At 66.9% G+C, this 14,705-nt stretch carries 16 protein-coding genes (1 of these 16 only partly in view); 8 read left to right on the top strand and 8 right to left on the bottom strand.

Translation table 11 applies throughout. From position 1 onward, the window contains the following. Positions 1–981, bottom strand: the 5' portion of a protein-coding gene (gene tyrS / locus TK90_RS01980) for a tyrosine--tRNA ligase (RefSeq protein WP_083767885.1). Its footprint begins 228 nt before the window's first position; the window shows 981 of its 1,209 coding nt (coding positions 1–981); it begins with the start codon at positions 979–981; its stop codon lies off the left edge, out of view. Positions 982–1,162: 181 nt separating this feature from the next. On the opposite strand from tyrS, the gene TK90_RS01975 reads away from it, so the two are divergent. Then, a complete protein-coding gene (locus TK90_RS01975) occupies positions 1,163–2,293 on the top strand; it encodes an anhydro-N-acetylmuramic acid kinase (protein ID WP_012981817.1) in 1,131 nt (376 codons plus the stop codon). A gap of 65 nt (positions 2,294–2,358) precedes the next feature. Here the strand turns inward: TK90_RS01975 and erpA are convergent, their stop codons facing one another. From erpA to argC, 4 genes are all read right to left on the bottom strand, one after another. After that, positions 2,359–2,739, bottom strand: a complete 381-nt coding sequence (gene erpA, locus TK90_RS01970) for an iron-sulfur cluster insertion protein ErpA (RefSeq protein ID WP_012981816.1) — start codon at positions 2,737–2,739, stop codon at positions 2,359–2,361. 115 nt (positions 2,740–2,854) lie between these two features. Next, the gene (locus tag TK90_RS01965; protein ID WP_012981815.1) at positions 2,855–3,289 is read right to left on the bottom strand and encodes a polymer-forming cytoskeletal protein; all 435 of its coding nucleotides are present in this window, start codon (positions 3,287–3,289) and stop codon (positions 2,855–2,857) included. Then, positions 3,286–4,047 carry a DUF6776 family protein gene (locus TK90_RS01960; protein ID WP_049772219.1) on the bottom strand — a complete coding sequence of 254 codons (762 nt, stop codon included), beginning with the start codon at positions 4,045–4,047 and terminating at the stop codon, positions 3,286–3,288. Before TK90_RS01960 ends, TK90_RS01965 begins: the two co-directional genes overlap by 4 nt. A 12-nt stretch (positions 4,048–4,059) precedes the next feature. Then, positions 4,060–5,115, bottom strand: coding sequence for an N-acetyl-gamma-glutamyl-phosphate reductase (argC, locus tag TK90_RS01955; protein ID WP_012981813.1), 1,056 nt, complete (start codon positions 5,113–5,115; stop codon positions 4,060–4,062). 102 nt (positions 5,116–5,217) lie between these two features. Between argC and TK90_RS01950 the strand changes: the two genes are divergently transcribed. Beyond that, positions 5,218–5,733: a peroxiredoxin gene (locus tag TK90_RS01950; protein WP_012981812.1), complete on the top strand. Its 516-nt coding sequence runs from the start codon at positions 5,218–5,220 to the stop codon at positions 5,731–5,733. Between the two features lie 62 nt (positions 5,734–5,795). After that, a complete protein-coding gene (locus TK90_RS01945) occupies positions 5,796–6,314 on the top strand; it encodes a CopD family protein (RefSeq protein ID WP_012981811.1) in 519 nt (172 codons plus the stop codon). Between the two features lie 10 nt (positions 6,315–6,324). Here TK90_RS01945 and ptsP read toward each other — a convergent pair whose 3' ends face one another. Further along, on the bottom strand, positions 6,325–8,592 hold the full coding sequence (gene ptsP / locus TK90_RS01940; protein ID WP_012981810.1) for a phosphoenolpyruvate--protein phosphotransferase: 2,268 nt from the start codon (positions 8,590–8,592) through the stop codon (positions 6,325–6,327). Positions 8,593–8,612: 20 nt separating this feature from the next. After that, on the bottom strand, positions 8,613–9,179 hold the full coding sequence (locus tag TK90_RS01935) for an RNA pyrophosphohydrolase (protein ID WP_012981809.1): 567 nt from the start codon (positions 9,177–9,179) through the stop codon (positions 8,613–8,615). A gap of 194 nt (positions 9,180–9,373) precedes the next feature. Here TK90_RS01935 and TK90_RS01930 point away from each other — a divergent pair, with 194 nt between their 5' ends. Beyond that, complete coding sequence (locus tag TK90_RS01930) at positions 9,374–10,060, top strand: HAD family phosphatase (protein WP_012981808.1); 687 nt, start codon at positions 9,374–9,376, stop codon at positions 10,058–10,060. On the opposite strand, the gene TK90_RS01925 is transcribed toward TK90_RS01930, so the two are convergent. Further along, on the bottom strand, positions 10,053–10,499 hold the full coding sequence (locus tag TK90_RS01925; RefSeq protein ID WP_012981807.1) for a hypothetical protein: 447 nt from the start codon (positions 10,497–10,499) through the stop codon (positions 10,053–10,055). The two genes, TK90_RS01930 and TK90_RS01925, sit on opposite strands and share 8 nt — an antisense overlap. A gap of 83 nt (positions 10,500–10,582) precedes the next feature. On the opposite strand from TK90_RS01925, the gene thiD reads away from it, so the two are divergent. The 4 genes from thiD (at position 10,583) to TK90_RS01905 (ending at position 14,705) form a co-directional block, all read left to right on the top strand. Next, the gene (gene thiD, locus TK90_RS01920) at positions 10,583–11,371 is read left to right on the top strand and encodes a bifunctional hydroxymethylpyrimidine kinase/phosphomethylpyrimidine kinase (protein WP_012981806.1); all 789 of its coding nucleotides are present in this window, start codon (positions 10,583–10,585) and stop codon (positions 11,369–11,371) included. Beyond that, entirely contained in the window at positions 11,361–12,005 is a 645-nt protein-coding gene (gene thiE / locus TK90_RS01915) for a thiamine phosphate synthase (protein WP_012981805.1), read from the top strand. Before thiD ends, thiE begins: the two co-directional genes overlap by 11 nt. A 234-nt stretch (positions 12,006–12,239) precedes the next feature. Beyond that, positions 12,240–13,517 (top strand): glutamate-1-semialdehyde 2,1-aminomutase, encoded by a 1,278-nt coding sequence (hemL, locus tag TK90_RS01910; protein WP_012981804.1) that lies wholly within the window; start codon positions 12,240–12,242, stop codon positions 13,515–13,517. Positions 13,518–13,889: 372 nt separating this feature from the next. Continuing rightward, a complete protein-coding gene (locus TK90_RS01905) occupies positions 13,890–14,705 on the top strand; it encodes a sulfite exporter TauE/SafE family protein (RefSeq protein ID WP_038060038.1) in 816 nt (271 codons plus the stop codon).

Here is a 14,705-nt window from a genome sequence, read left to right as displayed (position 1 = left end):
GGGAAGCTCTTCGGGCAGTGCGTGTTTCTGGAATCGCTCCACGAACGCGGCCTGGGCCTGCTCGCCCCTGCCGGGTCCATGGAAGCGATCCACCAGCTCGCGGCCGAGCTCGAACTTGATGTCGCGCGGGTTGCGCTCGCCCGCCTCGGCGGCACGGCGGGCGGCGCGCACCTCGCCCATGGGGCGCAGGCTGAGCAATTCGTAGTAACGCCACATGAGCTCGTCCGAGATCGACATCAACTTGCCAAACATATCGTCCGGAGCATCTTGTACGGCAATGTAATTGCCGAGCGACTTGCTCATCTTCTGCACACCATCCAGGCCCTCGAGAATGGGCATGGTCAGAATGACCTGGGGGGGCATGCCCTCCTGCTTCTGCAGTTCGCGCCCAACCAGGAGGTTGAACTTCTGATCGGTCCCGCCAAGCTCGACGTCGGCCTTGAGCGCAACCGAGTCATAGCCCTGGATCAACGGGTACAGAAACTCGTGGATGGCGATCGGCTGATGATCGCGGTAGCGCTTGTGAAAGTCGTCGCGCTCGAGCATCCGGGCCACCGTGTGGCGGGAGGCCAGCTGGACCATGCCCGCCGCCCCCAGCGGCTCCATCCAGGTCGAGTTAAAGGCCACCTCGGTGCGGTCCGGGTCCAGGATGCGAAAGACCTGATCTCGATAGGTCGCGGCGTTGCGCTCGATGTCCTCGGAGGAGAGCGGCGGACGCGTAGCATTCTTGCCCGACGGATCGCCGATCCGCCCGGTGAAATCGCCGATCAGGAAAATAATGTGGTGCCCAAGGTCCTGCAACTGGCGCAGCTTGTTGATGAGTACGGTGTGCCCGAGATGCAGATCGGGGGCCGTGGGATCGAAACCCGCCTTGATCCGCAGCGGTCGCCCCTCTTTCAGACGTTCGCGCAGATCCTCTTCCAGCAGGATTTCGTCCGCCCCACGGCGAAACACCGCCAGCTGATCATCCAGTTCCATCATCTCTCTCGCCTTTGGCGAACCGGACACCGGGAAGCCGGGCCTGCGACCGATACCGTTCCGCTCTAGAATGCTTGCGTTCGTAAATAACGAGCACCCGAAGGGCGCGCGCAAAGGGCGCAAGGATACCGTGCGCCCCGCAACGAAGCGAGATGGCTACGCCACCGACAAGGGACACACGCGAATGACCCAGCGGTTAATTGGATTGATGTCCGGCACCAGCCGGGACGGCGTGGACGCCGTCCTGGTCGAGATTGAAGGAGACGGCTCGCTGCATACCGCGGGGCATTGCCACCTGCCATACCCGGATGCGCTGGAGGAGGATCTCGCAGCCGCCGCGACCGCCGAGGCACTGCGCTTCGAGCACCTGGGCACACTGGACGCCCGGGTTGGGCTGTTCCTGTCGCGCGCCGTCCAGCAACTGCTGGGATCCACCGGCCTGAAGGCCCAGGACATCCTGGCCATCGGCTCACACGGGCAAACGGTCCACCATGCGCCCGGCGCCGACCCCGCGTTCACCTGGCAGATTGGCGACCCATTTCGAATCGCCGAAGCCACCGGCATCGACGTAATCGCGCACTTTCGCCAACGCGACCTCGCGGCGGGTGGCGAGGGGGCTCCGCTGGCCTGCGCGTTCCATGCCGCCTGGCTGGGCCACGCGTCCGAGACACGCGCGATCCTGAACCTCGGGGGGATCGCCAATCTGACCTGGCTGGAGCCGGGCCAGCCGGTACGCGGATGCGACAGCGGACCTGCCAACACCCTGCTGGACGGCTGGGCCCGGCGGCACCTGGGCCAGCCCTATGATGCCGATGGCTCCTGGGCGCGCACGGGACACGTCGACCGGTCACTGCTCGAACAACTCCTAGCGGACCCGTACTTTCAGCGCCCCGCCCCCAAGAGCACGGGGCCCGAGCATTTCTCGCCCCACTGGCTGCGCCAGGTTGGTGGCGAACGGATCGATCGCCTGAACACAGAGGACGTTCAGGCCACCCTGGTCGAACTTACGGTGGAGGGCGTGCGGCTGACGCTCGAATCCCTGCGCACAACCGCACCCGATCGGGTCATCGTCTGTGGCGGAGGCGCCCACAACGGCTACCTGATGGAACGGCTGCAAAGCCAGCTGGCCGGCAGCACCGTCGAGACCTCCGAACGCCACGGGATACCCCCTCAGCAGGTGGAGGGCGCCGCCTTTGCCTGGCTGGCGTATCGCCACCTGCAACAAGAGGCCGGCAATCTGCCGGAGGTCACAGGTGCCCGTGGGCCACGCATCCTCGGCTGCCGGATCCCCGGACGCGCACCTGAATCCACATAAAGACACGCACAAAAAAGCCCGACCGAAACGGCCGGGCCCTGACAATGCGATAACAGCCCTGGATGTCAGACCGAGAAGCTGGACCCACAACCGCAGGTAGTCGTCGCGTTCGGATTGCGAATCACGAACTGCGCGCCTTCCAGGCCCTCGGTGTAGTCAATCTCGGCACCCACGAGATACTGGAAGCTCATCGGATCGATCAAGAGAGTCACCCCGCCGTTCTCGACCACGGTATCGCCGTCGCCAACCGTCTCGTCGAAGGTGAACCCGTACTGGAAGCCGGAGCAGCCACCACCACTAACGAAAACCCTCAGTTTGAGGTTCTCGTTGTTCTCCTCCTCGATCAGCCCCTTCACCTTGCTCGCAGCGGCATCGGTGAAGATCAGCGGGTTCGGGATCTCCATGTCCATTTCTGCCTCGGTATTGGACGTCATGGCTTCGGACATTGGGTGCCTCCTGTAAGAATCATTTTCATTCACGCTACGGAATACTGACCGTCAGCGTCAAGAATACCCCACGAATGATGCTGGGCACCCCGGGAAGAACAGGAAGACGCTGCCCTCAGGAAACCGCGGTCTGCGGTTCGCTTTCCTCCACGGGAGGCTCCTCGAGTTCGCCCTGCAGCGGCTCTTCCATGCGCTCGAGCTGGCCGTCGATACTCGCGCCCTCGGTGATCTGCAGACTCTTGTAGTACAGATGACCGTGCAGCCGTGCGGTCGCGCCGAGTTCGACGTACTCGCTCATATGCATATCACCGCGCACTTCGCCGTTCACGACCAGGTGCGGCACCATCACCTGCCCTTCGACGACGCCCTGGGGGGCAACCATCAGCACGGCGGAGGGATCGCTTGGCGCACGGATACTGCCGACCACGCGGCCCTCGACATACAAGCCCCCGCTGAACTCCAGCTCGCCGCGCACCACGGCGTTCTCCCCAATCATGGTGTCGACCCGGCGCGTCCGTTTGCTGCCGCGCCCCTTCTTGCGTCCGATCATGCCCCTTCTCCCGCCATGCGGCCCCACTCTCCGCGCTTCATGACTGCGTCGGGGCCATCGTCTTCATCGGGCTCCACCCTAACGGCTACCGCTTCCGGGGTGAAACCCTCCGGCAATACGACCCGCACGCGCACGTTGCGCAGCAACCGGAAACCCTCGATTGTACGTTCCTGCTCCACGCCCAGGTCATCGTGATCGAGGGTTGTATCCTCGTCGTCCCCCTCGAAACGCCCGGTAATCTCTACCGACCAGCGCACATCCAGCGACCGGTTCAGGCCCGGCCGGTCGATCTGAAACACGACATCCCAGACCCCGGACTGGCCTGTCGCCTGCAGCGCCAGGTCACGCAAACCCAGACTCGAGTCATCATTGTTTTCCGCCAGTCGCTCGTAGAACGCCACTTCGTCGCGCAACCGTGCGAGTTCGGTCTCCTGGCGCTCGACATCGTCGCGATAGGCATCGACCTCGGTCTCCAGCAGCGACAGCCGCCGCAGCGCACGCTGCTGCTCGGCCTCTGCCTGCTGGCGCGCCTCGACCTCGCGCTGCAGTTCGTCCGTCAGGGCATCAATGCGTACCTGGGGGTCAATCACGCCCTCGTCCGGCCAATGCATCCACAGCCAACCACCGATCCCGACCACCAGCAGAAAAGGCGCCAGCAACAATACGCCCAGCCCCCAGCGCCGCCGACGCTGCCGCACCGGCCGTGGCGGCGGGATCCGGGGACGGCGCCGTGGCACCGGTGTCGGGAGCCTGGACATGAAGCAACCGAGTTAGGGGAAGACCGCCAGCTCGCGCAACCCCTCGTCCTCCGGGCAGCCGAACATGAGGTTCATGTTCTGCACGGCCTGCCCGGCCGCCCCCTTGACCAGGTTGTCGATCACCGACAGCACCACCAGTCGATCGGAGTGCGGGGGCTGCGCCACCGCGATCCGGCAGCGGTTGGTGCCCCGCACACTGGCCGTCTCGGGATGCGAGCCGGGCGGCAGGACGTCGACGAACGGCTCGTCGGCGTAGCGTTGCTCGAAGCAGGCCTGCCAGTCGGTCTCGGCCCGTCGCGGCCGCAGATAGAGAGTTGCATGGATGCCGCGTGTCATCGGCACCAGATGCGGCTGGAAGATCAGCCCGACCTCGCCGCCGGCCACGCCGCTCAGGGTCTGGTGAATCTCCGGCCAGTGCCGGTGCCCGCCGGCCGCGTAGGCACGGAAGTTCTCCTGCACCTCGGCGAAAAGGCCGCCGATCTGGGCCTTGCGTCCGGCGCCGCTGACACCACTTTTGGCGTCGGCGATTACATCGGCCGGGTCGATCAGGCCCTGTTCCAGCAGCGGCAGGACGCCAAGGGTCACCGCCGTCGGATAGCAGCCGGGGACCGCGATCAGCCGCGCCGACCGGATGCGCTCGCGATGGATCTCCGGCAGGCCGTACACGGCCTCGTCCAGGTACTCCGGGGCCCCGTGCGCCTGCCCATACCAGCGTGCCCACAGCTCCGGGTCGCGTATACGGAAATCGGCCGAGAGGTCGATGACCCGCACCCCGCGCTCCAGCAACGCGCCGGCCATTGCATGCGCCACACCATGCGGGGTGGCAAAGAACACCACATCGCACTCGCCCAGCACGTCCGGGTCCGGCTCGCGAAAGACCGCGTCCACGGCCCCGCGCAGACTGGGGAACAGATCGGCGACCGCGGTCCCCGCCTCGCCGCGCGAGGTCACCACCGCCAGTTCCGCCGAAGGGTGCCGGGCCAGCAGGCGCAGCAACTCCACGCCGGTGTACCCGGTCGCACCGACAACCCCGATGCGGATAGGTTTGCTATTGGTTGTTGCTGTCATGCTGCGGCATGATACCGGCTTACCACATGGCACGGAACGAAGGCCCACTCAGGCCAGTCGAAACCGGCGAATAATTCGAACCCAACGGGAACCCCTGTATCCATGAGCAGCTTTCGTATCGACCGCAAGGCCATCATTGGCGGCATCTTCATCCTGGCCCTGATCGGGGTTGCCCTGGCGATCTGGCTGACCGATGACGGCATGCGCCCGGCGCCCGACTTTACCGCCACAACCCTCGATGGCGAGGAGGTCTCGTTGTCGGACTACGAGGGGCGCCCGGTGATGATCTCCTTCTGGGCCACCAACTGCCCGTCCTGCGTGCGCGAGATCCCGAAGCTGATCCACCTGCACGAGACCTATGCCGAGAAAGGCTTCGAGCTGCTGGCGGTCGCCGTCTCCTACGACCCGATCAACCGCGTGGAGTCGATGCGCGAGGACCGCGAGATGCCGTACAAGGTGATCCACGACAGCGAAGACGGCATGTCACAGGCCTTCGGCGGGGTTCGCCTGACCCCGACCACCTTCGTGATCTCGCCCGGCGGCCGCATCGTCTACCAGAAGCTGGGCGACCCGGATTTCGAACAGATCGAACGTCACCTGCAGCGCTGGCTGTCCTGAACGAACCCGGCCTCTCGTACGCGAGCGGCACGCCACCCGACATCTGAAAGGAGAGCCCGCGCATGGAAGCCTACAACTGGTTGGTCAGCCTGCACGTGATCTTCATGGTCACCTGGTTCGCCGGGCTGTTCTATCTGCCAAGGCTGTTCGTCTATCACGCGATGACCGACGACGCCCTGGGTCACGAGCGCTTCAAGATCATGGAGCGCAAGCTGTTCTACGGGATCATGACCCCCGGCGGGGTGCTGACCATCGCATTTGGCGGGGCCATGCTGGCCCTGATTCCGGGGTATCTGGACGAGCCCTGGATGCACTTCAAGCTGACGCTGGTGGCGCTGCTGGTGATTTACCACATCTGGTGCGGCTGGATCGTGCGCGACTTCCGGGATGATCTGAACCGTCGCGAACACACCTGGTTTCGCTGGTTCAACGAGTTTCCGGTGCCGATCCTGGTCGGGGTGGTGGTACTGGTGATCAACCGTTCCATCGAGGATGCGCTGATCGCGATCGGGGTCGTGCTGGCCATCTTTGTGCTGGCCGCACTGATCGGCTGGTGGAAGCGCCGGCGCGAGGCCGCCTGACGCAATCGAATCAGTTCTTGCCCGCGCGCACCAGTCCGCCGAGACCGGCCTGCACCAGGGCATTGTTCAGCAGCGAGCGAATCTGCTCCGCGTTCTCCAGCATGCGGCACTGGGCCAGCAGCGCCTCGGCGCGATCCGTGGAGAAGCTGCGGATCACCCATTTCACTCGCGGGATCGCGGACACGCTGACGCTGAGGCTGTCGATCCCCATGCCCAGCAGCAGGATCACCGCGGCCGGGTCGGCCGCCATCTCGCCGCAGACACTGACCGGCTTGCCCGCCCGGTGCGCCCCGTCGGTGATGAGCTCCAGCGCCCGGATGCAGGCCGGATGCAGGGTGTCGTAAAGATTGGCGACGCGCGCGTTGTTGCGATCCACCGCCAACAGGTACTGCACCAGGTCATTGGTACCCACGGACAGGAAGTCCACCCGCCGTGCCAGCGTCTCCGCCAGATAAACCGCCGCCGGGACCTCGATCATGACCCCGACCTTGGGCATCGGGATCATGAACCCCTCGTCCAGCAACTCCTCGCGGGCGCGGTTGAGCAGTGTCATCGCCCCCTTCAGCTCGTCCAGCGCCGAGATCATCGGGAACAGGATCTGCAGGTTGTCGTGCGCACAGCTGGCCTTGAGCATCGCGCGCAGCTGGGTCAGGAAGATCTCCGGGTGGTCCAGCGAGATGCGGATGCCACGCCAGCCCAGGAACGGGTTGTCCTCCTTGACCGGAAAATACGGCAGCGCCTTGTCGCCGCCGATATCCAGCGTGCGCAGGGTGACCGGCATCGGGTCGAACGACGCCAGCACCTGCTCGTAGAGCTGGACCTGCTCCTCCTCCCCGGGGAAGCGGTCGCGGATCATGAACGGGACCTCGGTGCGATAAAGCCCCACGCCCTCGGCCCCGGATTCCAGCGACGGCTTGATATCGGCCAGCAGCCCGGAGTTGGCCAGCACCGGGACCGCCACACCGTCGCGGGTAGCCGCCGGGTCCTTGGCCAGGGCGCGCAGATCCTCGGCCAGCTCGCGCTCCTCGCGCACCAGGCGCTCAAACTCGGTGCGCAACTCCGCATTGGGGTTCACGAACAACCGGCCACGATAACCATCGACCAGGATCTCGCGGTTCTCCAGGCGGCCCACCGGCAGCTCCGAGACCCCCATCACCGCCGGGATGTTGAGCGCCCGCGCCAGGATCGCGATGTGCGAGGAACCCGTACCCTTGGCCGAGACCATCGCCCCCAGGCGTTCGATCGGCACCTCGGCCAGGTGCGATGCGGTCAGATCATCACCGACCAGGATGCCACCGTCCGGGAATTCCTCCTGGCTGCGCTCGGCCGGGAGCAGGTGCGACAGCACCCGCCGGCCCAGGTCCCGCACGTCGGCCGCGCGTTCGCGCAGGTACGGGTCCTCCATGTCGTCGAACACGCGCACGCTCTCGCGCACGGTGTCGCGCAGGGCGGACGGGGCCCACTGGCCGTTGCGAATCCGCGCCTCGGTCTTGTGGACCAGCGAGTCCGAACCCAGCAGCATCAGATAGGCGTCGAACAGCACCTGCTCGTCCGCGCCGAGGGCCTCGCCCATGCGCTGCTTGAGATCCTCGATCTCGGTGCGCGTCTCGGCCACCGCCTTGGCAAAACGCTCGAGTTCCTCGTCAACCCCAACCCCCTCGCGATCCGGGATGGAGTCGAGATCCGCCAGCCGATAGGCGACCACCGCCCGGCCGATCGCGACCCCGGGCGACCCGGCGATGCCGGTCGCCTCGACATTGACGTGACCGATCAGCGGGGTCTCGGAGGAGATCTCGTCGTTGAATTCCGCGTAGGCGATCGCGCCGGCCAGCTGCGCGGCCAGGGTAATCAGAAATGAGACGTGCTCGTCATCGAACTTGCGCGCCTGGTGCTGCTGCACGACCAGCACTCCCAGCAGGTTGCGCTGGTGGATGATCGGCACCCCGAGAAAGGCCAGGAAGTGCTCCTCGCCGGTCTCCGGGAAGTAACGAAAGCGCGGGTGATCCTGGGCACTGTCCAGGTTGACCGGCTCGGCGCGCGAGGCGACCAGACCCACCAGACCCTCAGAGGGGTCCATCTCGACATGTCCGATGGATTCCTCACGCAGACCCTCCGATGCCATCAGCACCAGGCGCCCCGACTGCGGCGACTTCAGGTAGATCGAGCAGACATCGATATCCAGCGCGGCCTTCACGCGGGTCACGATGATGTGCAGCGCTTCGAAGAAATCGGCAGCGCCATTCACCTCCTGCACCACGCGGCGCAGGACCTCCAGCATCGAGGGGGGATTCGGGTTCGTCAACGTGGAGACACCGGGGAGACCTGTGACGGGGCCTGATCACTGGCATCGCGTCCGTGGGCATTGCGCGGGCGCCGGGCTTCCAGTTCCGGGAACATCAGCGGCACCAGCTCGCACAGCGCACGGCGATAGACCTGACGCTTGAAATGCACGACCTCGCGTGCCGGACGCCAGTAGTCGATCCAGCGCCAGTCGTCGAATTCGGGGGTACCCATCGCATCCAGGATCACGTCGGTCTCGTTGCCCATCATCCGTAACAGGAACCAGCGCTGTTTCTGGCCGATGCAGACTGGGCGACGGTGTCGCCGCACCATGCGCTCCGGCAGGCGGTAGCGCAGCCAGTGCTGGGTATTGCCGAGCACCTCGACATGCTCGGGCAGCAGGCCCGTCTCCTCGCGCAGCTCACGGTACATCGCCTGCTCCGGCGTCTCTTCCGCGCGGATACCGCCCTGGGGAAACTGCCAGGCATCCTGGCCCACGCGTTTGCCCCAGAACAGCTGGCGCTCCCGATTGCACAGGATGATGCCTACGTTGGCTCTATACCCCTCACAATCAATCACTTGCATCAACCAGACGCTTTCTTCACTGATTGCATTGTTCCACAGCCCGAGCCCCCGCGGCAAAGACCTTGGGAAACGCTGATGAATGTACACACTCGCGTTGGTACCCCAGGTTTTCCGAGGCATGGCTGCGTGCGGAGTCATGCCCCGGTAAACTCCCGCCGTCTTCCCAGCGCGACCCCTAATCCGCGGAGCGATCCATGAACCTGGCCCTGTTCGACCTCGACAATACCCTGCTCGCCGGCGACAGCGATCACGCCTGGAACCAGTTCCTGGCCGAGGTGGGTGCCGTGCACCCGACCTGTCACGCCGAGACCAATGACCGCTTCTATCAGGAGTATGTCGCAGGGACCCTCGACATCCACGAGTTCTGCCGCTTCGCGTTCAGCCCGCTGGCCGAGCACCCGCGCGCGCAACTGGAACAATGGCGGGAGCAGTTCATCGAGACGCTGATCCGGCCGATGATCGCTCCGGGCGCCCAGCATCTGCTGGCCCGGCACCGGGAGGCCGGTGACGAGCTGGTGATCATCACCGCGACCAACCAGTTCGTAACCCAGCCGATCGCGGAGATCCTCGACGTGGATCACCTGATCGCCACCCTCGCGGAAGAGCGCGAGGACGGGGAGTTCACCGGTGAACTGACGGGCGTGCCCTGCTTCCAGGAAGGCAAGATCGAGCGCCTGCGCCAGTACCTCGCGGATCACCCGGACCCCGAGGGCACCATCACGCAGGCCAGCTTCTACAGCGACTCGCGCAACGACATCCCGCTGCTGGAGCAGGTCGGCCGCCCGGTGGCCGTGGATCCCGACCCGACCCTGGCCGCGCACGCCCGGGAGCGTGGCTGGCCGGTGATCTCGCTGCGCGAGCCCGAAGGCTCGGTCAGCTGAACAGACCGGCCATCTGCTCCAGCCGCTGACCGGCCGGGGTATCCCCCTTGCCGGCGGCCACGACCGCATCGCGGTAGCCCGTCACGAGCTCCGGCACCACGGCCGTCACCTGCTTGCGCCGCAGACGCCCGGCGCCGGTGACCGGCCAGGTCGCGCGGAAGTCGCAATTGTCCAGCGCGTCGCAGACCCAGAGACTCCACTCGTGCCGCGTCACGTCGATCTCGTGCTGGCGGATCACCAGGCGATAGACATGCTCGGCATTCATGTCCGCCATGCCCACCCCGGGGCCCACGTGCTCCACCTGCAGCTCGGCAGCGATATGGTTGATCTCCTGCTCCAGCGCGGCCAGGGCCTGGTCGACCTCCGCATTCAGCGTACCGCCGGCCTTGGCGGCGGCGACCAGGGGACGGATGGACTCGACTTCGAACTCGTGGCTCATGCTGCGTACACTCCCGGGATTCGGAACAGGAACGCCCCGGGGGTGCCGGGGCGCGCGCAACCTTAGCACGGGAGCCCCCATTCATGAATCATCCCCCGATCGCGCTGACCATTGCCGGCTCCGACCCCGGCGGCGGTGCCGGTCTGCAGGCCGACCTGACCACCTTCACCCGCCTCGGCGTGCACGGGGCCACGGCCGTCACCGCGATTACCGTGCAGGACACCCGCAACGTAGTGGACTTCACCGTACTCCCGCCGGAGCAGCTGCGCGCCCAGATCGAGGTCACCCTGGCCGATCTCGAGGTGGCGGCGATCAAGATCAGCATGCTCGGCTCGGTGGAGAATGTGACCGTTATCTCCGCGCTGCTGGGCGCGCACCCGCACATCCCGGTGGTACTGGACCCGGTGATGGTCGCCGGCGGCGGCGGGGCGCTGGCGACCGAGGCGGTCGTCGACGCCACGCGCGAGGCCCTGCTGCCGCGGGCCACGCTGATCACCCCGAACGGACCCGAGGCCGCGCGCCTGGCCCGCAGCGAGGACCCCGCGCAGTGGGGCCACCAGCTGCGCCAGCTGGGCGCGCGCAACGTGCTGGTCACCGGAGGGCACGAGGGCACCGAACAGGACCCGATCATCAATCGCCTCTACCGCGAGGACGACCACGTGCGCCCGTTCGAGCTGCCGCGCCACCCGGCCGGCTTCCACGGCTCCGGCTGCACCCTGGCAGCGGCGATCGCCGCCTTCCTTGCCCGCGGCCGTGACATCGAACCGGCCGTAATCGAGGCCCAGGCCTTCATGAACGATGCGATCGCCCGCGGCTATGCCCCCGGCCGCGGCCAGCACATCCCCAACCGCCTGTGCCCACATGACGACTGACAGCCGAGCGCCCCTGCGCGGGCTCTACTTCATCACCCCCGCGGTGCCGGAGGGCGTGGACCCGCGCGCCACCCATCTCGCCCATGCCGAGGCCGCGCTGCGCGGCGGCGCCAGCCTGATCCAGTTCCGCGACAAGGAGTTGCAAGGAGACGCGCGCGAGGCGATCGCTCGCGAGCTGGTCGCCCTCGCCCACACGCACGGGGCGCGCTGCATCATCAACGACGACACCGAGCTGGCCGCGCGCATCCAGGCCGACGGCGTGCACCTGGGCCGCGACGACCCGGACCCGGCCGCGGCGCGCGCGCTCCTGGGACCCGACGCGGTCATCGGGGTCTCCTGCTACAACGAACTGGCGCGCGCCGAGGCCGCCGCCCGGGCCGGCGCGAGCTATGTCGCCTTCGGCACCATGTTCGCCTCCCCGACCAAGCCGGAGGCCGCCTTTGCCGGACCGGCGCTGGTCCGTCGGGCGCGCGCGGCCCTGGACCTGCCGATCTGTGGTATCGGCGGCATCACCCCGGACAACGCCGCCGAGGTGGTCGCGGCCGGGGCGGATCTGGTCGCCGTGATCCAGGGCATCAGCGCCGCCCCCGACCCGGAGGCCGCCGCCCGGCGCATCAGCGCACTGTTCGACTGACCCCTACTTAAACAGGCGCTGAATAAAGCCATCCTGGCTTTCTCAGCGCACGCTGCGCTGCAAACGCGGTTTGCAGCTTGCCTCGGAATCAACCACCTGCCGAGGTCGATTCCGGCGGTACTTCCATGTGCCGCAGGGAAACGCCGATCAACCAGCGTTTCCCTTTGCACCGCCCGGCGGCCGCCGCTATGGTTGCCGGGCCTACCGATTCCATTGAACTACAGGGACACCGTCATGCAGGAAACCGAGCGTCTGTTCGAGGCCGCCAAGCAGCACATCCCCGGGGGCGTGAACTCCCCGGTCCGCGCGTTCAAGGGCGTAGGCGGCACCCCGATCTTCATGGACCGCGCCAACGGTGCCTACATGTGGGACGCCGACGGCCAGCGCTACATCGACTACATCGGCTCCTGGGGCCCGATGGTCGCCGGACACGCCCACCCCGAGGTGATCGACGCGGTGCGCGAGGCCTGCAACAACGGCCTGTCGTTCGGCTGCCCGACCCGGCTGGAAAACGACATGGCCGCGAAGGTCTGCGAACTGGTGCCGTCGATGGACCTGGTGCGCATGACCAACTCGGGCTCCGAGGCGACCATGAGCGCGATCCGCCTGGCGCGCGGCTACACCGGGCGCGACCGCATCGTGAAGTTCGAGGGCAACTACCATGGCCATGGCGACTCGCTGCTGGTGAAGGCCGGCTCCGGCGCCCTGACCCTCGGCCAGCCGAGCTCCCCGGGCGTACCCAAGGAACTGGCCGCCCTGACCAGCACCCTGACCTACAACGACCCCGATGGCGTGCGCGCCTTCTTCGCCGAGAAGGGTGACGAGGTCGCCTGCATCATCGTCGAGCCCATCGCCGGCAACATGAACTGCATCCCGCCGGAACCGGGCTTCCTCGAGACGCTACGCGAGGTTTGCGACCAGCACGGCGCGGTACTGATCTTCGACGAAGTAATGACCGGCTTCCGCGTGTCGAAGAACTGCGCCCAGGGCTATCTCGGCGTGACCCCGGACCTGACCACGCTGGGCAAGATCATCGGCGGCGGCATGCCGGTGGGGGCCTTCGGTGGCAAGCGCGCCATCATGGAACACCTCTCGCCGCTGGGCCCGGTCTACCAGGCCGGCACCCTGTCCGGAAACCCGATCGCGATGACCGCCGGGCTCAAGACCCTGGAAATCCTGTCCCGTCCGGGCTTCCACGACGAACTGGAGCAGCGCACCAAGAAGGTCGTCGCGGGCTTCGAGGACGCCGCGCGCGAGGCCGGGGTCGCCCTGACCACCAACCAGGTGCCGGGCATGTTCGGCCTGTTCTTCTCGGACCAGAAGGTCACCGACTTCGCCGGCGCCACCGCCTGCGACACCGCCGCCTTCGGCCGCTTCTTCCACGCGATGCTGGGCGAGGGCATCTATCTGGCCCCCAGCGCCTTCGAGGCCGGCTTCATGTCCAACGCCCACTCCGACGCGGACCTCGACGCCACCATCGAAGCCGCCCGCAAGTGCTTCAAGGCGCTCTGAGCGCCTGCCCCGATTCGCCGGGCCGGCCCGTTCCATGCCCGCCGGCCCGGACCTTCCCTGACACGCCGACCCTCGCGACCAACGGATGCTCGAGACCCTGACCCAGTCGCCGCTAGGGGAGCACTGATCAATGTACACACTCGCGCTCGAGTCGCTTTTCCGTGCGAACAAGGCACGGCGACTGCCGTGCAGTCACTCTGCACAAGGGAGCCGCAACGCCGTGCGCGCGCCCGTTTTTGATAACAACGGGCGGCCGAGCCCCTTGGGGTTGGTACCCCAGGTTCCCCGATCCTGCGTTGCGCCGCTTGCGGGTAGAACCACTACCCACTGCGCGACGCGCCTTGTCTCGGAAAACCTGGGGTACCAACGCGAGTGTGTACATTGATCAGTGCTCCCCTAGGCCTGGGGCTGCTGTTCGTGCTCCTGGGCCTGGTCGCCGGCATCCCGGCCGGCATGTTCGGCATCGGCGGCGGGTTGATCCTGGTGCCGGTGTTCGTCGCGATCTTCAGCCTGCTGGCCTTCGACGCGGCCAGCCTGGTGCAGCTCGCGGTCGGCTCCTCGCTGGGCGCGATCATCCCCACCGCGATCCTCTCGGCCCGCGCCCATCACCGCCGGGGCGGGGTGGACGGCACGGCCGTGCGCCGGCTGCTGCCGGGGATCATCTTCGGGGCCCTGCTCGGGGCCTGGCTGGCCACGCGTATCGACTCCGACCACCTGGGGCGCATCTTCGGCGCCTTCGAGGTCGCGATCGGGATCTGGATGCTGCTGAACGTTCAGCCGCCGAAAGCGCCCGTGCCGAGGCGCAGCGTCTGGCTGGGCGGCGGCACCGTGATCGGGGCGGTCTCCTCGCTGATCGGCATCGGCGGCGGCACGCTGACCACCCCGTTCCTGGTCAGCCAGGGCCTGGAGCTGCGCCGGGCGATCGGCTCGGCGGCGGCCCTTGGCGTGCCGATCGCCATCGGCGCGAGCCTGGTGTTCGCCCTGCCACAGTGGACCGATCCGGCCTACCAGGCGCCGGAATGGGCCCTCGGCTATCTCTACCTCCCGGCCATCCTCGGCGTCGTGATCGGAACGGCCATCAGCGTACGCGCGGGCGTCTGGCTGACCCATCACCTGCCGGTGGGCGTCCTCCGCCGCGGCTTCGCCGGCGTGCTGATCCTCGCCGGCATCCTGATGCTCATCCGCTAG

The sequence above is a fragment of the Thioalkalivibrio sp. K90mix genome (assembly GCF_000025545.1).
Lineage (GTDB): Bacteria > Pseudomonadota > Gammaproteobacteria > Ectothiorhodospirales > Ectothiorhodospiraceae > Thioalkalivibrio.
The sequence above is the reverse complement of the archived record's forward strand: the minus strand, read 5'-3'. Positions and strand labels throughout refer to the sequence as shown.